The sequence below is a fragment of the Kitasatospora sp. NPDC050543 genome (genome assembly GCF_044457565.1).
GTDB lineage: Bacteria > Actinomycetota > Actinomycetes > Streptomycetales > Streptomycetaceae > Kitasatospora.
Genome location: NZ_JBITGZ010000036.1, coordinates 39,265 through 59,793 on the forward strand (window position 1 = coordinate 39,265; position 20,529 = coordinate 59,793).

Consider the following 20,529-nt stretch of genomic DNA (forward strand, 5'->3'; position numbering starts at 1 on the left):
GTCAGCACCCAGCAGCAGCGCGTCGAACGGACCGGCTCAACGAGCGGGACTCGCCCTCAGCACTTCCCGGACGGCCATCAGAGGTCTTGGGTGTGGGCCCGGTGCGCGGTGTGGGCGGCCTGCTCCGGGGTGATGTGCAGGGCCGCTTCCTGGGTGGCCGGGTCGCCGAGGAAGTAGCCCTCGTACACCGCAACCCAACCGTCGCCTCCGTCGAGGCCACGATCGACTCAGCCGACCTGGTGGCCCTCGCCGAGAACCAGGAGGACCTCCCGCTGGACGCTCCATCCGGCCAGCGCCCAGTTGTAGCCGAACAGGCCCGAATCGAGCGGGATGTGAATGTCCATGCTGCGAGGCAGGCCGCGCAGGCGCGGGTCGCGCGGCACGGTCACCGTCCGGGCCGGGGCCGGATCCTGAGCGGTGCCGGCTGTCTGCCAAGCCAGGCGCCGGTCGACCAGGTCGCGCAGCCCCACACCGTCGGCCGGGGCCGGGCTTTCTCCCCGGGGCGCAGTGCGTGCGGCTTCGGCGGTTTCTACGAGGGGCACTGTTTCACCCCGGGGGACAACGCCCGCCGCCGGAAGCTGCTCGGCGGCGCGGGCGACGCCCTGTCCCGCGGTCGTTTCTCCCCGGCTCACCCTGCTCGCCAACGAACTGGATGCCGCCACCGACGCCGGACGCACCGCCACATTGGCCGCCGAGATGCCGACCGGATGAGCACACACTGACCCACGATCTGGCCCGTTCGTGCTGATGTTGCCGGTCCCGCTGGGTCTGGGGGCCGTCCCACCCTGTCTCATGCGGCGGTCGGCGGCTACCCGGGATATCTGGCTTGCAACTTGGGGCCCGGTTGGGCGGGTTCCGGCAGGCATCGGGGCCCGGTCAGGCTGCCGAGCCACGCGTCGTGGGCGGCCCCGCGCAGCGCGGGGGCAAGACATCGGAGCGGCACCTCGCCGGGGCTCTCCCCGCGAGCACCGCCCGGACCTCGTCTGCGGTCACCCCAGCAGGGTCGGCCACCGTCTGCGCGCTGAGCTCTCCGAGGTCCAGTAACGACGCCAGCAGCGCGCCGAACCCGGGGTTCCCCATCATGGCCGCAGACTGGTGCTGCGCCGCGGCGCCGACGAGTTTCCGGCGGTTGCACGGTCTACCCATCGACGAAGGGAGCACACCATGCGCAAGATCATCATCTGCACGTTCCTGACGCTCGACGGCGTCATGCAGGCGCCGGGCGGTCCGGACGAGGACGCTGAGAGCGGCTTCAAGCACGGCGGCTGGCAGAAACCGGTCGCCGACGACGAGGTCGGCACGGCCATCGCCGGTTGGTACGAGCACTCCGACGCGATGCTGATCGGCCGCAAGACGTACGAGATCTTCGCGTCGTACTGGCCAACCGCCGATCCCGACAACCCGTTCACCGATCGGATGAACAGCATGCACAAGTACGTGGCATCTCGGACCCTGACGTCCGTCGAGTGGCAGAACTCCACGCTGCTCGAGAGCGACATCGTCGATGCCGTACGCAAGCTGAAGGCGTCCGACGGCGGCAACATCAACGTCGTCGGCAGCGGCGACCTCGCCCAGACCCTCATGCGGCACGGCCTCGTCGACGAGTACCGGCTGACCATCCACCCGGTGATCATCGGCACCGGCAAGCGCCTGTTCGCCGACGGAGCGATCCCTACCGCGCTGGAGCCGGTCAGTGTCTCGGCGACGAAGGGCGGCACCGTCATCGGCGTCTACCGGCCGAACGGTAAGCCCAGCTACGACAGCTACTGACGTCCTGCGCCGCGGTGACGTCCAGCGTCCGTCGGCGGAACTTCCGCGGCGCAGCAGTAGCCAGACGAGGGAGTACATCCGGCCCTGGTTCCAGTTCGAAACGGCGTCACCGGACCAGATCAACCTGTCCCACACCAGTCGGTATCCGATCTCCGGGAACAGGCACATCGCCACCAGGAAGTACACCCCGACCCGTGACGGCAGGTTCCGCAGTCGATGCTGGACTGCGCGGGTCTCCTCCAGAACGGCATCCATCAACTCGAAGGGCAGAAGGGGAGTCAGGCCACCGATCTGCCCGGCAGCGAACCTCCCGGCGGCCACGGTGACCGTACGGGTGATGGTGGTCACCGGGGCGAACAGGACATGATGAGACGGCAACGGAGCTCCTTGGGAACAAGCTGTCTTGGTCGACTGCCTGTACCAACGAGCTCCGTTGCTCTGCGTCGAAAGTTCTTCAACGAGCTTGCGTGACCTGCGGAAACGTTAACTACCCGGCCTTGGGGGAAGCCCCCTTCCAGTTCTGCAGGTGGCGGACGCCGGCGCGGATGAGCATCGCTATCGGCGAGGAGATCTCCTTCCACGAGAAGTCGTCGACCCGGGCCCAGGCAGCCGGTCGATCAGCGCGGCCCGCTCACTGTTAGTGACCCACAGCGGGACGATCCCCTGATCGGCCGGAGCCTGGGAGCGGCGCCGTACTGTCCCGGGTGGTGATCGGCGACTATGGCGCCTCCCAGCCGATCCGCCGGTTGCCTGGTCCGGTGACAAGGACGTCGGTCCGGACCGCCACCCAGGTCTCAGATGCGGCAGAGCGTCAAGTGCCCGAGCCCGGAGCGGCCGGGTCCCGGACCGGGCTCGGCCGCCGCTTCTCGACCGTGACCGCCCAAGCGCGCAGCAGCATGGCCAGGAGGACGAACACGGCCAGCCCGAAGAAGTCGGAGGTGAAATACTCGGTGCCGCGGTCGGCGGGGATGTAGGCCGCGAAAAGGATGGCCCAGAGTAGAGCGAGGTAGAAGCAGAACCGGATGACTGTCGCGGATCGGCGCTCGAAGCGGTAGATCAGCAGCACTCTGCTCAGAGGTGGCGGCGGTCGCTCGGCGACGGTCGGTGGCCTGGCCTCGGCTACCAGCATCGAAGCCTCGTCCAGCCAGGCGAGACTCCTGACCTTGGCCTCGGTTAGTTCGTCGGGCGGCGCACCGACCAGCTCCATCGCCTTCCACCACTCCGTTACGAAGGCCACCCGCCGCGATGCGTCCTCAAGCAACCTCTTTCGACGTTCGAGCCGAGAGCGTCGCGTGAGCTGGTCCTGAATCACGAAGCCGAGCAGGCTGAGAGCGGTCGTGGTGGCAGCCGCAGCAATGGCGGTCAACTGCGAAGCCACATGTTCCTCCAAGGCCGTCCGCCCACGGTGGCGAGGCAGGGAACAGCCCAGGGCGGAACCGTGCTGAAGCAGGTCTTCTCAGCAGTGTGGGGGCCGAACCGGCTGTTCGCGTGATCCCGCGCGGCGCCGACGGTTGGATGAACTCTTCGGAGCTACTCGGGGGCGCTGCGCAGGGTCGGCCGACGGCGGTACGTGGCGGTGACCACGGAGACGGCGGCGAGGTCGCCGATCGGCGAGGAGTCGAGGGCGGCGGCCAGGGCCTGCTCGAACTGGTAGTGCTCACGGATGGCCCAATCGACCCACCAAGAAGGTAGGGCTACCTCAATCCATGTCCGCGTGCCTGTGTCTCAGTTCCGCGGCACTCCTTTGGATGCCTTCTGCAATCATCCGCTCCGCCCACTCGCGTTGGGTCACCGCATGCTCGATTCGGCTGACGATGTCCTTCCTGGACGCCGTGTCCAAGGTCTCCGGAAGCTTGTTGAAGATGTCGGGAAGAACGTCGATCAGGCCCCAGACCTGTTCGCCGGTGCTGACGCTCAGCAGCAACTGGCACCTCCACTGTGGCGACACTTCGGGACGGTGGCCGAGCCGGTGCACGAGTGCAGGGACCAGATAGTGCGTCCCCGCTGAGGCGAGGTGTTCTCGTAGCCGGTCGACCGGGAGCCGCTGGCTGAAGCCGTAATCGGCGGCCTCCTGTTCCAGGCTGAGCAGTTGGTCAGTATCGACGGCTCGGACGGTGTGGGGAAGATCTGGCGCCATGCCCAAATGATGCCAACAAGTCGCCGCAGGGCCGAGGGGCCATCGGGACCAGACTTGCGTCGCGGCCTGATCCAGTCCTGCGGCCCACCAGCGGGTGCGCTCCGCCGGCTCCGACGTGAAGGTGGGGTGGTGAGCATCGTCGTACTACTCGAACCCGAGCTCGTCCGCGCATCTGCGATGGGTGACACCACGGACTACGTCGAGGGCGTGCGTGCTGTACATGCGGCACCGGCCGATCCCTCCGCGCCCGGGGAACCCGACGACTTCACGTTCTGCGGTATGGATACCGGACGGATGCGGAGGGACCCGTACCGGGCTCCTCGGCCCGGCGCGACGTGGTACCCACCCAAGTGGCAGGGGAAGGTGTGCTCGGCCTGTGACAGCGTCCTCCGCGCGTTCTGAGGTCACACGCAATCCTGCGGGTCCAGGCGACCTGCTCGCCGCCGTCGAGCGGCACGTCGTCACCCTCGACGACTTCGGCTGAACCATCGACCGGCCCGGCGGCAGCTCACCGGCCGCACGGGCCTGCTCCAGTGCGGCCGACCACCAGGCCAGGTCGTCGAGTGCGACATCGAGTCCCGCGCTCGTCAGTGGGCTCGCAGGTCGGCCTGCGTCGTCGAACGCGTCGTTGACGAACGGGATCACGACCGTGTTGCGAAGCGGCACGGCCCCTGTCTCCACCATGATCTGGGCGAGGTGCTCGATCGCCCGTGTCCCGCCGCCGATGCCGGCGCTGTAGCCGACGACGGCGACCGGCTTGTTGCGGAACGCGTTGGATAGCCAGACCGAGTCGATGGCGTTCTTCAGGACACCCGGGAGGCTGTGGTTGTACTCGCCCGTCACGACGATGCAGGCATCCGCGTCCTTGATCTTCGCGTTCCACGCCTTCACGACCGGCTCGGAGTACGTCGGGTCGTGGATGTCGCCGACGGTGCCGAAGTGCGCGGAGAAGAACGGCAACGGCCAGTTCCGCAGGTCCAGTACCTCGACCTCGAAGCGTTCGTGGGCGGCGGCGACGGACGCCACCCAGGGTGCCACCTTGTCGGCCGCTCTGGTCGGGCGAGTGGTTCCCACGATGATCTTCAGCTTGGACATGTGCACCTCCATGCCGCGATCAACAGATCGAGCGCTCGTAGCCGATGGACTGTGGACATTGATCATTCAAGGTCGCCAACGGACCATCCGTCGTCGCGCCCCGGCCGACCGGCGGCACATCGCCGAACTCTCCCAGGGCGGCGAGACGGCGCTGGAGGCGGTTCGGGCTCGCCTCGCGCGATTCCTCGACCCGCACAAGTCGAGGAATCGCTTCTCCACGCGCTCAGCCCCCGAGGAACGCACAACCCTCGATGAACTGCAGTCGCGCGGTCGCGTCAACCGCTCCGATTACGACGAGAGGAGTCCGTACCCAGCGCCGGCGCCTCGTACGGCTGAAGGCCGCACGCTGAACGGCCGGTGTCGCGGGCGGCCGTGAGGCCCGGTCCCGCAACCAGGCGCAACCACGCTTCCGCGAGGGCGGCGTGGCCGGCCGGTGTCGGGTGTACGCCGTCCGCGGTCCAGTGCTCCGGTCCGGTCGTCGCGGCGAGCCCGGCGAACAGGCCGTCGGCGGCGAGCAGATGCGCGCGGTAGGTGCGGGCGAGCTCGCGCACTGCCTGGATCTTCGGGTCGAGGTCGGCCCGCCACTGCCTGCGGACGGCCTCATCGAGGATCACGTCCCCGCGGCCGGTCCGGGTGCCGAAGTCCCCATTCGCCCGCGATGCGCAGCGCATGGCCGTATCCGAGCGGCTGGTCGCTCTCCCGGCGCCCGCCGTCGGTGATCGAGTCGCCGGTGAACATCACGGTGCTCCCCGGCCTGAGGGTGATGGTCATGCGTGCTCCCCACGGTCGGCGGCACCGAACCAACGGTCCGCGGTCTGTTCGAACTGCGTGTGGTCGGGGTCGTAGGCGGTTGCCCAGGCGACCGTGCCGTCGGGCCGGACCAGCACGGAACGCAGTCCGAGGTCGTTTCGCGCCGGCCCGGCCGCATACCGGATCCGGCTCTTCCGGCGCGTGGCCGGACCGTGCAGGGAGCGGTCGGCGGTGAGATCCAGTACGACGCCCCGTCCGTCCTGCATCAGATCTGCGAGGCGGGTACCGTCCTCCAGACGGAGGTCCGGCGCGTCACGGCCGACCAGCGGGTGCTCGCTGCCCAGGTCGTAGCGGTTCGACGTCCCCGATGCCCTCGTGAACACGTAGGTCGTTCCGTCCCGGGTCCCGATGAGGTCACGGATGACTTGCTGGACCGCCTGGCTGTGCGCGTCCGGCGTCATGACCGCGGTCTGTGCGCGCGTCCAGTCCAGCGCGCCGGCGCCGATCGGATGGCGCTCCGGGGTGTAGGTGTCGAGAAGCCCGCCCGGGGCGTGACCGCGCACGGTCGCCGCGAGCTTCCACCCCAGGTTCATCGCGTCTCCGATACCGAGGTTGAGTCCCTGCGCTCCGAGGGGTGAGTGGATGTGCGCGGCATCACCCGCGAGCAGGATCCGTCCCTTTCGGTACGTCGTCGCCTGCATCGCCCGGTCGGTGAAGGTCGAGACGAGCCGGACCTCGCTCAGCGTCACGTCGGTGCCGGACACCCGGCGTAGAACCGTCTGGAGATGTTCGCGGGTCGGCCGCTGTGAGCGGTCGAAGGCGCCGCCATCGGGGTCCAGCATGCCGATGTAGTCCTTCGCCGGCGTCCGCAGGTACATGCCCGTCGGCGTCAGATGGAATCCGGGGCGCAGCTTCTCGGGATCGGCGACGGTGGCGAGCATGACGTAGCCGGTGAAGTGCGGTTCGCTGCCGACGAAGTCGAAGCCCGCGAGCCCGCGCACCGCGCTGCGGCCGCCATCGCAGCCGACGAGCCAGCGCGCCGTGTACTCGTGCTCACCGGCCCGCGCGACCACCCTCTCGTCGTCCTGGGTGATGCCCGAGACCGTGACGCCGCGTCTGACCTCCACACCGGCCTCGGCCGCCCGCTCGGACAGCACCGTCTCGACCGCTTCGAGGTTCGTCATCACGCCCTCGGACGCCGGGCCGGGCAACCGGAACGGCAGGGCGGTGACATCGATGTCGGCCGGATCGAGCATCAGGCCGGCGAAGTGGCCCGCGCTTCGAGGGGGTTGCGGCTCGTCCCTGTCGGAGTCCACACCGGGGACGTCGGCGACGCCCGAGGCCATCAGCAGCGGGTGCAGCATGCCGCGGCGGTGGAACGCCGCGACCGACGCGGCTGACAGGCCCCGCATCCCGAGTGGGTCCGCCTTCCACGGGGAGCGGAGCTCCGGCTCCCGCTCCAGCACCAGGACGGAGCAGCCCGCCAGGCCGAGCTCACAGGCGAGGAACAGTCCCACCGGGCCGGCCCCCACGATCGCCACGTCGTACACGGCGCTCACCGGCCCTGCTCGTTGATCATGTTGACCAGGCCCTGAGCCGTGTTGCCCTCGGAGTCGATGCCCTGGAGCTCGGCGCCGCCGAACATGACCTCCTCGGTGGGGCGCAGGAACATGGCCTCCTCGTACGCGCCGAGCGCGGCCTCGACGTCGTCGGGGTGCACGGCGAGGGCCTTGCCGAGTTCGGCGCCGTCGAGCATGGCCAGGTTGGCACCCTCGCCGTTCGGGGCCGCGAGGTGGGCGGCGTCGCCGAGCAGGGTAACGCCCGGCACCCGGTCCCACCGGAGCCCGGTCGGCAGGGCGTAGTGGGGGCGCAGTACCGGTGGGGTGTCGGTGTCGGTGATCAGCGCGGTGAGTTCCGGCGCCCAGCCCCCGAATTCCTGCGCGATCCGTGCGGTGGCCGTGGCGGAATCGGTGAAGTCGATGGCGGCGAACCAGTCCCGCTCCCGGGTGAGTTGCGCGTAGGTGTGCACGGTGGCGCCGCTCTCCCGGTGGGCGAAGATCTCCTTGCCCGGCGAGGGCGCGATCATCGACCCGCCGCCGACCGCCTTCGCGGCAGCGGCGTGACGAGTGTCGGCCTCGAAGAGGTAGGTCTCGACGAACGAGGTGCCGGCGTACTCGGGGGTGGCGTCGCACAGCAGCGAGCGGACCCGTGACCACGCGCCGTCCGCGCCGACCAGCAGGCTCGTGACCACGGTGCACCCGCAGGCGAACGTCACCTCGTGGCTGCCCTTTCCGAGCGCACGGACGCCGCTGGCCTTGTGGTCCCACCGGACGGTGCCGTCCGGGAGCGAGTCGTGCAGTATCCGTCGCAGCTCCCCGCGCATCACCTCGGGGCGGCCGCCGCCGTCGTCGGCCCTGTCCATCAGGACGGTCCCGTCCGTGTCGAGGACCCGCATCGTCTGGCGCCCCTCGACGACGATCGCGTGGAACTCGTCCATCAGATCCGCCGCCTGGAGGGCGAGCTGCCCGTTGTAGTCGTGGATGTCGAGCATTCCGCCCTGCTTGCGCGCGGCCGGGGAGGGATCGGCCTCGTAGACCCTGGACGGGATGCCGTTGACGTGCAGGACGCGGGCCAGGACGAGCCCGCCGAGTCCGGCGCCGATGATCGTGACAGGGCTGTTCATGATGCCGGCTCCTCAAGGGATCGGACCGACCGGCCAAGTGCGGTCGGTCACCTGCGGAAAGGCAGGCACTCGAACGGTGACGCGGGCCGCTCACACGGGGCTCACACGGCGCTGACGCGCTCGTACCGACGGCCGGAAGCCAGGTCGGCGCACCGATTTGGGGCCTCCCGCTCGCGTACGGGAGGATCGGGGAATGGACGGCGATACGCGGCTTCGCATCACGCTGCTCAGCGGGTTCCAGGCGGCTCGCGGTAACGCCGTCCTGCCCGTCGCGGGGGCGCGGCTGCAGGCTCTGGTCATACGGCTGGCCCTCGCCGGCGGTCGCCCGGTCTCACAGGGCGCGTTGGCCGACGCGATCTGGGCCGAAAAGCCGCCGGCCGACCCCGCCCACGCCCTGCAGGCCCTCGTCTCACGGCTGCGCCGGACCCTGGGCTCGGCCGGTTACGTCACGCAGGCCACGGGCGGCTACCGGCTGGACGTGGCCGCGTCCGATGTGGACGCGCTGCGGTTCGAGCGGCTCGCCGCCGTCGGCCGGGACCGCCTGCGCGCCGGCGACCGTCATGCCGCGGCAGCCGTGCTCGGCGAGGCCGTGGCACTGTGGGGCGATCACCCGGGCACCGAGCCGACGGCCGTCGCCCCGGTGGCACCCGTCGTCGCGACCGGGCTGGCCCACACCTCGGTCGAGGCTGTGGTCGGCCTCGCCGACGCCGAGGTGTCCCTGGGCCGTGCCGATGCCGCCGCCGCCCGGCTGACCGCACTTCTCGCCGACCACCCCGTCCATGAGCGGGCGGCCGCGCTGCTGCTGGACGCGCTCGCAGCCCAGGGCCGCCGGGCCGAAGCACTGGCCCAGTACGAGCAGGTCCGCGAGACCCTGGCCGCCGAACTCGGCACCGACCCGGGCGCCGCCTTGCGCGACCGCCACGCGCGCCTGCTGCGCGCCGAGCAGCCGGCCCCGGCCGCCGGCCCCTCGCGGACCGCGGCCGACCACCTGCCCGCGCCGCTGACCGGTTTCGTCGGGCGCCGTGACGACCTCGCCCGGATCGACGCGCTGCTCGCTGCGGGCCGTCTGGTCACCGTGATCGGTCCCGGTGGTGCCGGCAAGACCCGGCTCGCCGTCGAGGCCGCCCGCCGCCGGAGCCAGGCGTACCGCGACGGAGCCTGGATGATCGACCTCGGCTCGGTCACCGAGCCTGCCAAGCTGGGCGTGACCCTGCTCGCCGGGACCGGGCTGCGTGGCGGCGCGATCGAGGCCCGGACCCGGGGCGAGGGCGACGAAGTGGACGTACTCGTCGGCCGGCTCGGTGGCCGGGAGAGCCTGCTGCTCATGGACAACTGCGAGCACCTGATCGACGCCGTGGCCCACCTGGTCACGGCGCTGCTTTCGCGTTGCCCCGGGCTCAGCGTCCTGGCCACCAGCCGCGAGCCCCTCGCGGTCGACGGCGAGGCACTGGTGCCGCTCGGCCCGCTCACGCTGCCCGGCCCCGGCGACGATGTCGAGCAGGCCCGGAGGGCGGAGGCCGTACGCCTGTTCGCCGAGCGGGCCGCAGCCGTGTGCCCCGGCTTCGAGGTCAACGAGGCGACGCTGCCCGAGATCCGGCAGGTGGTGCGCGGCCTGGACGGGATGCCGCTGGCCCTCGAACTGGCCGCGGCCCGGCTGCGGACGCTGTCGCTGCCCGAGCTAGCCGACGGGCTGTCCGACCGGTTCCGGCTACTCACCACCGGCAGCCGGACCGCGCTGCCCCGTCATCGGACCCTCGGCGCGGTCATCGCCTGGAGCTGGGACCTGCTCAGCGAGCACGAACGCATGGTCGCCGATCGCGTCTCGGTCCTGCCCGGCGGTGTCACCTCGGCCTCGGCCACCGCCGTCTGCGCGGGTACGGCGGTGCCCGCCTCGGACGTCCCCGACCTGCTCGCGGCCCTGGTCGACCGGTCGCTACTGCAGCTCGCGCCCGAGCCGGGCCGCTACCGGATGCTGGAGACACTTCGGGAGTACGGCACAGAGCGGCTGGCCGGCACGAACGACCTCGGCGCCGTCCGTGACCTGGCCGCCGGACACTTCGCCGGTCTGATGGCCCGCTACGACCCCCAGCTGCGCGGGCCCGCTCAGTCGGCAGCGGTGCGTGTGATCGGCGCCGAGTACGACAACACGCTCGCCGCCCTGCGCCGGCGATGCGACACCAACGACGCCCCCGGCGCTCTCTCGCTCGCCCTGGATCTGACCTGGTACTGGCAGATGCTGGGCCGGACCTCCGACGCGGCCCACTGGCTGGGCCAGGCGCTGGCGGTGCCCGGTAGCGGGCCGACGCCCGAGCGCGACTGCGCGCACGCGATATACCTGCTCAACCGGGGCGACACCCGGCCGGTCACGGCGACCGGGGAGGCCACGGACGCCCGGGCCGGGATCCTCGAACTGGCCGACCGGCTGCTCGCATATCCGGAGCTGCCCGGCCCGTACGGCGCGCTCGCCGCGCTCCCTCTCGCCTTCCTACAGGCGGAGAGGACACAGGGACAGAAGACCACACCCGCGATCATCGAGCGGCTGGCCGACGGCGACGACGTGTGGCTGGCCGGGCTGGCCCGCATCTTCCGCGCCCAGTTCACCGAGAACGCGGGCGAACTCGACCGAACGCGCACCGATGTGGAGGCGGCCCTGGCCTGCTTCCGGCAAGTCGGCGACTGCTGGGGCCAGTCCGAGGCCCTGCCGCTGCGTGCCCGGCTACGGCAGTACGACGGCGACCTCGACGGCGCGCTCGCCGACCTGCGCGAGGCCCGGTCACTGGCAGACGAGTTCGGCACGCTCAGCCTCGCCGACACGGTCTTCGGCGACCTGCGCTGGATCGACCTGCACATACGACGCGGGGACACCGACCTGGTGATCGCGTTGATCGACTCGGCCCGGCAGCGGGCGCTGCGCACGCGAGCTCCGGCGATGCGGCTCCTGGTCGACGCGTGGGAGGCCGGCTTCCGGGTGCGGCTAGGCGAGCTGGAACGGGCGCGGGAACTCCTCGACACAGCCGAAAGGGACCTCCCCGACGACATCCCCTTCCCCGGGGACCACGCACGGACGCTCATCGGCACCGCACGCGCCTCGTTCCGACTGCGGACGGGCGACCCGACTGGCGCGCAGCAGGCGCTGACGACGGCCCACGCGGCGGCACTGCGGACCCGGGACCTGCCCATCCTGGCCGTCGTGGCGGTCCATACGGCCGCCCTCGCCGACGCACTCGAACTGCATCACCAAGCCGCGGTCCGGCTCGGCGTAGCCTCTCGCCTGCGCGGCACGCACGACCGCACCGACCCGCAGGTGCGCGACCTCACCCGCAGCGCACGGGCCGCGCTGGGCGCAGACTCCTTCGCCGCAGCGTACGGAAAGGGCTGGGAGCTGGACCACAGGACGGCCGTGACCGAGGCCGACCCCGCCCGGCTGTCCCGGGACCAGCGGACGCGCTGATCCGCAACCAGCCACCCGGCCGGGTAAGCGACGTCGCGACCGGCGGCCCGCCCCGGTGGCGCCTCAGAAAGCGCACCGGCTGCCGCGGCGGGCCAGCCACTCGCTCGTGGTTGACTCCGATACCGAGACACGGGCAGGGCTGGACGGCCCTGCCCCAGCCCGGGGTGCCGTGAGCAGAAGGCCGGAGCAGATGTCTGGGCCTGACGGGCCGTCCCGGCCTGGCGACGCCTCCGAACCTCCTTCTGAAATGATCAGTCAGACGGTGCGGCTATCGGACAACTACAGGGTCGGGGATGCGGGGTTTGCCCTCTCCCGCCGCGTTCCAGGTGCAGACGAAGGCGACGTAGTGGTGTCCGGGGGTGAGTCCTTCCACGCGGGCCGAGTGTGTGGAGGGGTCGTAGCCGTGGATGGTGGACCACACGAGGGGGGTGTCCTGGTCGTACACCCACAGGGCGTAGCGGGTGATGGTGTCGGCGTGGGGGCCTGTGGCCGGGGTCCAGGTGACGTTGATGGCGCCCACGTCGGGTGTCACGGTGACGGTTTCCGGCGGCGCGGCGGTGGTGGGGTGTGCGGTGCCGCCGACGGGCGGCGACCAGTCGGATCTCCGGTCGGCCGTGTTCCCGGCGACGGCTCGTACACGGACTTGGTAGGTGTGGCCTTCGTTGGGCTGGCCGTTGAACTGCCAGGAGAGGTCGAACCGGTTGGTTGGGGTGGAGGACGGCTGCCAGGCGGCGTTGGGGTCGCCGGTGGTTGTCGCGCCACTCGATGTCGTAGGAGTGCGTGCCGAGGATCTTCGACCGGGTGACGGTGACTCCCTGCTGGGTGCCGTCGAACTGCAGGTTGGCCGGGGTGACGATGCTGAAGGGCAGCAGCGCCGCCGGTTCTCGCGGGTCTTCGCCGCCGATGCCGAACGAGCGGTGCAGCGTGCTGCCGAACGCGCGGGCGATGCGGTACTCGCCCAAGGCGTTGGGGTGCAGTCCGTCGTACGTCGACTCGCAGGTGCTGGCGGCTGGATCGCAGCCGTAGGCGGCGTCGATGTCGGCCAGCGCGACCGGGGAGGTGACGGTGCTCCAGGTGGGGAGCGCCGCGGCGAGGGCCTCGTTGTAGTCGGTGGTGCGCTGCGGCAGTTGCGGGTTGGCGCGCTGCCCAGGGTGGTGCGGTGGGGGACGTTGCCCACGACGAGTTGGACCGCGTTCACGGCAGTCGACCGGGACACGATCGCCAGACCGGTGCGCCGCTGTCCGGGGTCCATCCAGTAGATGTTGATGACGTACCCTCGATCCGCGCTATCGATCTGGTACACGAATTCGTGGATGCCGGGGTTGGGAAAGACGCGGTCGGTCTGAGTGGCACATGGAGATGGCTCGTTGCCGGCCTCCTGCAGAGCCAATACCCACATCCCTGTCGTTTAGGGCTGCTCTGACGGCGGTATGCCAACGCGACTCGCGTTGGCCATTGGTCCAGTCGCTCTGGCCCCGCATGTTCAACTGGGCCACCGCCCCGTTCATCGCGGGGACGGCGTAGGCGGGCGCGGCCACCGGGCCCGCGAGGGTGAGGGTGGTGGCGAGCGCGAGTATCGCGCAGACCGCGGACCAGCCTCGCAGGCGCCCGCCCCACGCTCGGCCTCGGCGGGGGACAACGCTGCCCTGCCGCCCGGGGTCTTCCCTCTCCCGAGGGCCTGTGTCGCCCTCGCGACGGAGTAGGAGCGGAGCCCTGTAAGGCCCAGCCACTCCTGTTGTGAGCCAAGTCCACCTGTGTTTCTCCTTCTTCCTGGTCAGGCGTCCTTGGGCATGCCGGGTCCGCTTCTCGGGATCCGGATTCCGGCCATGACCGCCTCGAGTCGTCGTTCAACCGCAGTGTGCCGACTTCGGGGTGATCGAGTGATTCGGTGCCGTGGCCGGGAGCGTGGACCGGGCGCGTCTGCGCAATCCGCCCGGCTCGCTGCCAGCGTGGAGTCCAACAGTGCGCCCACCCCGGGGGACTGCCGTTGCCTCCGGGGCGCCCCCTTCCGACCTGTGCCCTTCCGTGGGTCTTCAGGGTGAGGGCGCGTGCGGTGCGGGGCTGGGGGCCGGGCTCTGGGTGAGGCGCCGCGTGTGCGTGGTGGTGGGCATGGGCCGGTCCGACTCAGGGGCGGCTTCCCGCGCCAGGCCGTTGAAGGTGGCGAGGACCAGACGTTCGGTCTGGCGTTCGACGCCTTGCCGGTCATCGATGTGTACGAGGCCGTCGATGAGCAGGACAGCCAGGCCGTGGATGCCGGCCCAGACCACGAATTCGGCGCCCGGGCGGGCTCCCAGGGGCAGGTGGCCCGTGCCGGTCAGACGGTCGAGTTCGGCGGTGAGCACGTCGTGCGGGTGGGGTGAGATGGCGGACTGCGCCGTTGTGGCGCCGCCGCGGAAGACGAGCCGGGCGACGGCCGGGTCCTCGACGGCCCAGGTGACATAGGCGCGCCCGCATGCGGCGAGGCGTTCGGGACCTTGCGCCGGCGCCGCGTCCATGGTGTCGCGCAGGCGATTCCCCAGCCGAGCCAGCACGACCTCGGAGAGAGCGGATACGAGTGCGTCACGCGAGCCGAAGTGGTGGTAGGCGGCGCTGGGGCTGACACCGACCCGCGCCGATGCCTCACGCAGCGACCAGCCGTCGGCACCCCGCTCTCGTACGAGGGCCTCCGCCGCGTCGAGCAGCGCGCCGCGCAGGTCCCCGTGGTGATATCGCTTCTTCGCCATGCCCCCATCTTAACAGTGCTCAGATCGGGTGGTACGCTCGGACCGAAATCTCAACGCTGTTCAGATCTGGAGTTCGTGCCATGTGCCCCACCGACCCCCCGCCTCTCGCCTCCGACGGTGCACCGGATGTCCTGCAGAGCCCCCCGCCCGTCGTAACGGGAGCTCCCGTCGAGGTGTCCGAGGGCGTTTTCGTCATCCCGGACCACCGCGTCGAGCTGGTCCCCAACGTCGGCATCGTCCTCGGGGAGAAGGCCGCGCTGGTCATCGACACCGGCATCGGCCCCCGCAACGGCGCGCTGGTGCTGGAACAGGCCCGGCGCCTGGCCGGCGACCGCCGCCTGTACTTGACCCTCACCCACTTCCATCCTGAGCACGGCTTCGGCGCGCAGGCGTTCAAGGGCGCCGCCACCATCGTCTACAACAGCGGCCAGCGCGCCGAACTGCGGCGCAAGGGAGCCGGCTATCTCGGCATGTTCAAAGGTCTGAGCCCCGCAGTCGCCGCCGAACTCGAAGGAGTCGAACTGGTCGACCCCGATCTGGCCTACGAGGGCGAGGCCGAGATCGACCTCGGCGGCCGTACCGTGCTGCTGCGCGAGGTCGGCCCCGCGCACACCGGCTCCGACCAGATCGTCCTTGTGGACGGCCGGGTGCTGTTCGCCGGCGATCTGCTGGAGACCCGCATCTTCCCGATCGCGCCGTACTTCCCGCCCCACGACACCGATGTGGACGGCGCGGGCTGGATCGGCGTGCTCGACCAGCTCGCCGCACTCGCCCCGCAGACCGTCGTTCCCGGCCACGGCGAGGTCACCGACGCCTCGCTCATCCACGACGTCCGCGACTACCTCGCCTACGTCCGCGACGAGGCCCTGCGGCTGCGCGAGAGCGGCGCCACCGCCGACGAGACGGCCGCCACCATCGACAAGAACGCCCGTACCCGCTGGCCTTCCTGGGAACGCCCCGAGTGGATCGGCCTCGCCGCCCGCGCCTTCTACGACACCAACGCATCGGCCTGAGCCCCGCCAGCCGCCGACAACCCCACTCAGGCCCTGAGCCTCAGCGCCGATGAACCCGGCGCCGCCATCACGACCCGCCGGACTCCGGGAGCGGGCGCCCGGAAACCGCACGGAGAGATCCCGTGTCTCTGTGTCCACGCCAATTGACCCCGCCCGGCCACTGGCCGGGGAGCGTGCCCCAGGCAATCGTCGGGAGCGCGGCATCACGGCGTACGCGAGGATCTTCGACGTCCCCGAACAGGACCTCGCCCACACCTTCGCCACCCGCGTCGGAACCCCGTTCGTCGAGGAGGCACTGCACGCCGCCGGCGGAGCCGCCTGGTCGCATCCCGCTCTCACCAGACCTGTTCGGGCAGTGCGCGAATGGCTCTGCGGACCTGGTCGGTGACGGCGTGCCCGACCGAGAACGTGGTCCGGATCCCGCGTTGCCGCAGGGCTCGCAGGTGGGTCAGGAAGGCCTTGGCGCTGCCCGCGCTGTCGGCGCGGATGAGGACCGGGGTGCCGTGGCGGTGGGCGTCGGGGATCTTGGCGAGGGCCTGGTCGAGGACGGTGATGTGGTCGGTGGCGGTGTTCGCGCCGGCGTTGCCCGGTCGCAGGATGCCGGCGAGGGCCTCGCCGGTGTTGTCGAGGAAGCAGAGCATCGGGTGGTAGCCGAAGCCGTGTTTGTAGGTGGCGGCGGCTTCTTCCTTCTCGGAGTGGCAGGTGACCTGGGTGGCGTCGATGTCCAGGACCAGGCCCGGTAGTTCACGTCCTCCGGCGTGTGATGCGGGTATGGGGTGTCCGGTCTCGTCCGCTTGCAGCCAGGCGACCTCGCGGGCCTGGGCCCTGGCTGCCCGTGGGGCGTTCAGGGCTGTGGTGTCGATGCCGGCGAGCACGCGCCAGGCGGTCGGGGTGGAGGCGACGGGGCCGAACACGTCACGCTGGTCGCGCAGCACGGCGAGGTCCCGGATCGCCTCGCCGCCGTCGGCGAGCATCACCGCCAGGTCCGCCGCGTCCCGGCCGGGATCGTGCCCGGTCCCGCGTGGTCGCAGCCGGTGCAGGGCATCGGAGAAGGCATTGGTCAGCGTGGTGGCGTCGGCCAGCTCCGCGAGCAGAGGTGAGCCGGCGTGGTTGACCACCCGTGCCCGTCGGCGCTGACGACGAGCTTGGGGCGTGAGCGGGTAGTGTGCACGCAGAAAGTGCCTTCCTGCTGGAACGACTGGGACCTTAGACAAGCCTCATCGTTGCAGCTCAGAAGGCACTTTCGCTTTTTCGATCATGATCCGGACACGACCCCAGATGAAACGCGCAGGCTAGGTGAGAGACTCGGTGGGGACCGCGTGTTGCTTGCCGGAGGACCGGTGTGCGGTAGCCAGGGCGGTAATGGTGCTCTGGGTCCACGACAGCTGGGTTCGCTCCCGGACTGCCGGGTCGTCGCAGGCGGGATATCCGAAGGCGCCATCGGCATTCTGCTGCGAGAGAAGGAATGTGACAGCGTCTCGGGTGATGCGATGCCCTGCCCATCCGGCGTGGGACAGCTCACAGACGATCCCTGAGATGTGCCCGAGGTGATAGTTCTTCCAGGCATCGAACAATCGTGAGGCTGTCGCCTGGGGCGGTGTCTGTGGTGCCCGGGTCGCTTCGGAGAACACGGCCGCTGCGCGCTGAGGCGGAATCAGCCCGAGGTCGACGAGGCGCTGGACGTTGCGAGTCGCCTGTGGCGGCAAGGCCTCATCGAGGTGTTCGAGGGCCGCCGCGGTGGATTTGAGGAACGCTTCGAGCGATTCGCAGGCGATCCCGTGGGAGCGGAGACCGGCAGCGAACTCTCCTACGACTTCCATGCCGTGCTGCTGCCACACGTCGGATTCGGCGTCGGCGAGACATGTGCCGAAGTGGAGCAGTGCCGGCAGCGCGAGGTCGGGTTCCCCCAGGGCGTCGGCTGCGTAGGCGGCGGCCGCGGCCGCTGTAAGTCCGGTGCCGGGGGGATGATGCCTGCTCTTGTCGCTCAGCCACAACACCGCCCGTCGTAGTGGTCGGGTCATCTCGAGGCGGGTCGCGGGTGCGGCAGGCCGAGGCTTTCGCACGACTCTGGGGCTGCGGTCCAGGAGGGAGGCCAGGGCAGCGACAATGGTGGTGTGGTATCCGGTGGCCCAGCGCTGGTAATCGTCGTCGCCGTCGGCCAGTTTGGGATGAATAATCCCTTGTGGTCCGTCGACTCGCCCATCGGCTTCCTGAACCGACAGGAGGAAGTCCCAGGCGTGACGGGACTCTTCGGAGTCCCTGACACCGAGGCACAGTAGGCAGCACAGCAGTTCCCCCACCAGGTCGGCGTTCTGTCTGCCTCGGGTGAGAACCAGGAGCGCCTCGATGAGTTCCACTGCGGCCCCGACGTCGAATCCGCGCGGCCAGCGCGGCTCGCGGAGCCCGAAGTCCGTGGCATAGAAGATCGTGTGGGTGATGGCGTAGATGTCGCCGTCGGCGAGCTTGATGACGTTCGGCCTGTTGCAGAGCAGGGTGAACGGCAGGACATCGTCCACGGGGGGCAGCGTGTGCTCGAGCCGGCAGAGTTCCAGGGTGTGGAGAAGATCGAGCTGCCGGTACGGAATGCGCTCGAAGATCGCCGCGTACCCGCCCGCTGCCGCCTGTGCGAGGATCTGCCGGAAGTCGGCGTCGTCGCGTCCGCACAGCCGCAGGGCTGCATACGTGCCGGCGTAGAGCAGGAAGGCGCTCTCGTCCCGGGCGATGAGCTCCCGGTAGGAGGGGCGGGCAGTGATCTCCTCGAACCGATCGAGGATTTCCCTGTAGTCGCCGTCCACGGGATCCGGGTCGAGGCGGGCTCTCAGCCCTACGAGAAACGCGGTCTCGATGAGGGCTTTGTGGGCGAACAGAACCCCGTTCGGCCGGGCCATTCCGGGGTCGATCAGGGTTCGGCGCGCAGCGAGCCAGGCTACCGCCCGGGTCTCGACCGCGCGCCTTTGGGACGATCCGTTGCCGGGGTGCGTCGTGTTCATCTGGTGCCTCCCGGCGATCAGCGTTTTCGAAGGACTCAGCCGGTCGCGCCGGAATCGGCGGGGTCGGCAATCTGGTTGGCGACGACCAGGACGTAGCGCTCCCACGCGAGCACGTAGCCGGCGACGTCGTCGAGCTGGCCGACCTGGTCGACCACGCGCTCCAACGGGAGGCTGAGGTCGACGAGTCCACTCGTCCTCAGGAAGTCCAGGGCTTTGCGCGCGTCGACGGGGGGCGGGCAGTGGTTGCTCATGGCATGCTCCTTTGGGTGGTCCGACCGTGAAAGCCAGTATCACGCCCGGCGCATTGGCTGTCACCGTATGGGGCGACCTAAAATATGCCGCCCCAGATCGCCCCTGCTCATCGCTTCCACGCCAGCGCAAAACCACCCGGAAGCATGATTCTTGGCCTACATATGTTAGGGATATCGGTATTTCATGTCGTGATACCGGATAGAAGAACCGGGCCGCCGCAGTGAACGCACCTCGACTCGGGCCGATGGCGCATGCACGACCTCATCCGCCTCTACACCGCCGAACTCGCCGATCCCGACACTGCGGAGAGTCAGGACGCCCTCGATCGGCTTCTGAGGCGCTACTGAACTTGATTGGGTGATGTCGGGGCTGTTCGCCTGACGGTGGGGCTGTGGATCCGGTAGCCCTGGGGCATGAGGTACGCGCAGGGCGGCGGCTTGACCGACGCTGAGAGGGCCGCGCGGGAGCGGATCCGGCTGGAGGCCGTGGTCCGCTTCGAGGGCGGGGAGAAGAACAGGGAGATCGCCGCCGCGTTGAGGGTGAGCGAGCGGTCGGTGGAACGTTGGCGCCGGCAGTGGCGTGAGCGAGGAGCCGACGGGGTCCAGTCGAAGGAGTCACCGGGGCGTCCGAAGCTGAGCGCCGCGCAAGTCGCAAGGCTTGAGCGCGAGTTGGAGAGAGGTCCGCTGGCCCATGGCTGGGAGGACCAGCGGTGGACACTGGCCCGGGTCAAGACGTTGATCGGGCGGATGTTCCACGTCAGCTACACCGTGGAGGGGACTTGGCGGCTGCTGCGGCGCCACGGTTGGTCGTGGCAGCAGCCTGCCCGCCGGGCGATCGAGCGTGACGACCAGGCCGTCGAGTTGTGGAAAGCGGAGGTGTGGCCGCAGGTAGAAGCATCGCGGCGGCGCGCGGGGCCTGGCTGGTCTTCGAGGACGAGGCCGGGCAGTCGCTGACGCCGCCGCGCGCCAGAACCTGGGGCAGGGTGGGGTGTACGCCCGTCGTGCGGGTCCGCGGCCGGGGCTCCGGGCGGGTCTCGATGGCGGGGATGACCTGCTACAAGACGGGTGAGCGCTCCCGGCTGATCTACGGTATTCACGTCTGCCGGGGCCGCGGGGGCGAGAAGAAGGGCTTCGGCTGGCAGGACTATCGGGACCTCATCGTCCGTGCACACATGCAGCTCGGCGGCCCGATCGTGCTCGTCTGGGACAACCTGTCCACGCACCTGGTACCGCCGATGAAGGAGTTCATCGCGGCCAACGAGGACTGGCTGACGGTCTACCAGGTACCGACCTACGCACCCGACCTCAACCCGCAGGAAGGCATCTGGTCGCTGGTCAAACGCGGAATCGGCAACCTCGCCGCCGCCAACCTCGACCACCTCACCAGGACCGTCAAGCGCAAGCTCAAGAAGATCCAGTACCGAGCCCATCTGATCGACGCCTGCCTCACCGAGACCGGACTGATCATGGACGGCTGAGCTCAGCAACAGCCGACATCACGCAATCAAGTTCAGTACACCTCTCTGGCAGACGCCGCCGACGACCACTTTGGGGCCACTGCCCGGGGCATCGGCCCCCGAACACTTCAACGGTCGAGACCAAGCCGTGGCCTGGCTGGACGCCGAACACCCCAACCTCGGCGCCACCATCACCTCCACCGTCGGCC

The 20,529-nt window shown here is 70.0% G+C and carries 17 protein-coding genes and 3 pseudogenes; 5 read left to right on the forward strand and 15 right to left on the reverse strand.

The annotated features are described in order from the left end of the window. Window positions 1–227 precede the first annotated feature (227 nt). A complete protein-coding gene (locus ACIBH3_RS30550) occupies window positions 228–542 on the reverse strand; it encodes a hypothetical protein (RefSeq protein ID WP_396315344.1) in 315 nt (104 codons plus the stop codon). A gap of 622 nt (window positions 543–1,164) precedes the next feature. On the opposite strand from ACIBH3_RS30550, the gene ACIBH3_RS30555 reads away from it, so the two are divergent. Next, window positions 1,165–1,770, forward strand: coding sequence for a dihydrofolate reductase family protein (locus ACIBH3_RS30555; protein WP_396315345.1), 606 nt, complete (start codon window positions 1,165–1,167; stop codon window positions 1,768–1,770). 102 nt (window positions 1,771–1,872) lie between these two features. Here ACIBH3_RS30555 and ACIBH3_RS30560 read toward each other — a convergent pair. From ACIBH3_RS30560 to ACIBH3_RS30595, 8 genes and pseudogenes are all read right to left on the reverse strand, one after another. Further along, a pseudogene (locus ACIBH3_RS30560) lies at window positions 1,873–2,130 on the reverse strand (transposase domain-containing protein); the annotation flags it as partial. 451 nt (window positions 2,131–2,581) lie between these two features. Further along, entirely contained in the window at window positions 2,582–3,148 is a 567-nt protein-coding gene (locus ACIBH3_RS30565; protein WP_396315346.1) for a hypothetical protein, read from the reverse strand. 321 nt (window positions 3,149–3,469) lie between these two features. Next, window positions 3,470–3,907 (reverse strand): hypothetical protein, encoded by a 438-nt coding sequence (locus ACIBH3_RS30570; RefSeq protein ID WP_396315347.1) that lies wholly within the window; start codon window positions 3,905–3,907, stop codon window positions 3,470–3,472. Between the two features lie 144 nt (window positions 3,908–4,051). Further along, window positions 4,052–5,068, reverse strand: a complete 1,017-nt coding sequence (locus tag ACIBH3_RS30575; protein WP_396315348.1) for an NADPH-dependent FMN reductase — start codon at window positions 5,066–5,068, stop codon at window positions 4,052–4,054. Window positions 5,069–5,277: 209 nt separating this feature from the next. Beyond that, window positions 5,278–5,616, reverse strand: a complete 339-nt coding sequence (locus tag ACIBH3_RS30580) for a hypothetical protein (protein WP_396315349.1) — start codon at window positions 5,614–5,616, stop codon at window positions 5,278–5,280. Continuing rightward, the gene (locus ACIBH3_RS30585) at window positions 5,603–5,773 is read right to left on the reverse strand and encodes a hypothetical protein (RefSeq protein WP_396315350.1); all 171 of its coding nucleotides are present in this window, start codon (window positions 5,771–5,773) and stop codon (window positions 5,603–5,605) included. Before ACIBH3_RS30585 ends, ACIBH3_RS30580 begins: the two co-directional genes overlap by 14 nt. After that, window positions 5,770–7,302: an FAD-dependent monooxygenase gene (locus tag ACIBH3_RS30590; protein ID WP_396315369.1), complete on the reverse strand. Its 1,533-nt coding sequence runs from the start codon at window positions 7,300–7,302 to the stop codon at window positions 5,770–5,772. Before ACIBH3_RS30590 ends, ACIBH3_RS30585 begins: the two co-directional genes overlap by 4 nt. A 5-nt stretch (window positions 7,303–7,307) precedes the next feature. Beyond that, entirely contained in the window at window positions 7,308–8,435 is a 1,128-nt protein-coding gene (locus ACIBH3_RS30595; protein WP_396315351.1) for an FAD-dependent oxidoreductase, read from the reverse strand. 193 nt (window positions 8,436–8,628) lie between these two features. On the opposite strand from ACIBH3_RS30595, the gene ACIBH3_RS30600 reads away from it, so the two are divergent. Continuing rightward, window positions 8,629–11,886, forward strand: coding sequence for a BTAD domain-containing putative transcriptional regulator (locus ACIBH3_RS30600; protein ID WP_396315352.1), 3,258 nt, complete (start codon window positions 8,629–8,631; stop codon window positions 11,884–11,886). 268 nt (window positions 11,887–12,154) lie between these two features. On the opposite strand, the gene ACIBH3_RS30605 is transcribed toward ACIBH3_RS30600, so the two are convergent. From ACIBH3_RS30605 to ACIBH3_RS30615, 3 genes and pseudogenes are all read right to left on the reverse strand, one after another. Next, window positions 12,155–13,285: a fibronectin type III domain-containing protein gene (locus tag ACIBH3_RS30605; RefSeq protein ID WP_396315353.1), complete on the reverse strand. Its 1,131-nt coding sequence runs from the start codon at window positions 13,283–13,285 to the stop codon at window positions 12,155–12,157. Between the two features lie 440 nt (window positions 13,286–13,725). Further along, window positions 13,726–13,818 (reverse strand): annotated as a pseudogene (locus tag ACIBH3_RS30610) (transcriptional regulator); the annotation flags it as partial. Between the two features lie 101 nt (window positions 13,819–13,919). After that, the gene (locus tag ACIBH3_RS30615) at window positions 13,920–14,609 is read right to left on the reverse strand and encodes a TetR/AcrR family transcriptional regulator (RefSeq protein WP_396315354.1); all 690 of its coding nucleotides are present in this window, start codon (window positions 14,607–14,609) and stop codon (window positions 13,920–13,922) included. Window positions 14,610–14,689: 80 nt separating this feature from the next. On the opposite strand from ACIBH3_RS30615, the gene ACIBH3_RS30620 reads away from it, so the two are divergent. Further along, window positions 14,690–15,622 (forward strand): MBL fold metallo-hydrolase, encoded by a 933-nt coding sequence (locus tag ACIBH3_RS30620; protein ID WP_396315355.1) that lies wholly within the window; start codon window positions 14,690–14,692, stop codon window positions 15,620–15,622. 356 nt (window positions 15,623–15,978) lie between these two features. Here the strand turns inward: ACIBH3_RS30620 and ACIBH3_RS30625 are convergent. The 3 genes and pseudogenes from ACIBH3_RS30625 to ACIBH3_RS30635 form a co-directional block, all read right to left on the reverse strand. Next, window positions 15,979–16,856 (reverse strand): annotated as a pseudogene (locus ACIBH3_RS30625) (transposase); the annotation flags it as partial. A gap of 58 nt (window positions 16,857–16,914) precedes the next feature. Then, on the reverse strand, window positions 16,915–18,612 hold the full coding sequence (locus ACIBH3_RS30630) for a DUF6895 family protein (RefSeq protein WP_396315356.1): 1,698 nt from the start codon (window positions 18,610–18,612) through the stop codon (window positions 16,915–16,917). A gap of 35 nt (window positions 18,613–18,647) precedes the next feature. Next, complete coding sequence (locus ACIBH3_RS30635; RefSeq protein WP_396315357.1) at window positions 18,648–18,863, reverse strand: hypothetical protein; 216 nt, start codon at window positions 18,861–18,863, stop codon at window positions 18,648–18,650. A gap of 414 nt (window positions 18,864–19,277) precedes the next feature. Here ACIBH3_RS30635 and ACIBH3_RS30640 point away from each other — a divergent pair, with 414 nt between their 5' ends. After that, entirely contained in the window at window positions 19,278–19,817 is a 540-nt protein-coding gene (locus ACIBH3_RS30640) for a winged helix-turn-helix domain-containing protein (RefSeq protein ID WP_396315358.1), read from the forward strand. Continuing rightward, entirely contained in the window at window positions 19,742–20,341 is a 600-nt protein-coding gene (locus ACIBH3_RS30645) for a transposase (RefSeq protein WP_396315359.1), read from the forward strand. The genes ACIBH3_RS30640 and ACIBH3_RS30645 overlap by 76 nt, the downstream gene beginning before the upstream one ends. The last annotated feature ends 188 nt before the right edge of the window (window positions 20,342–20,529 follow it).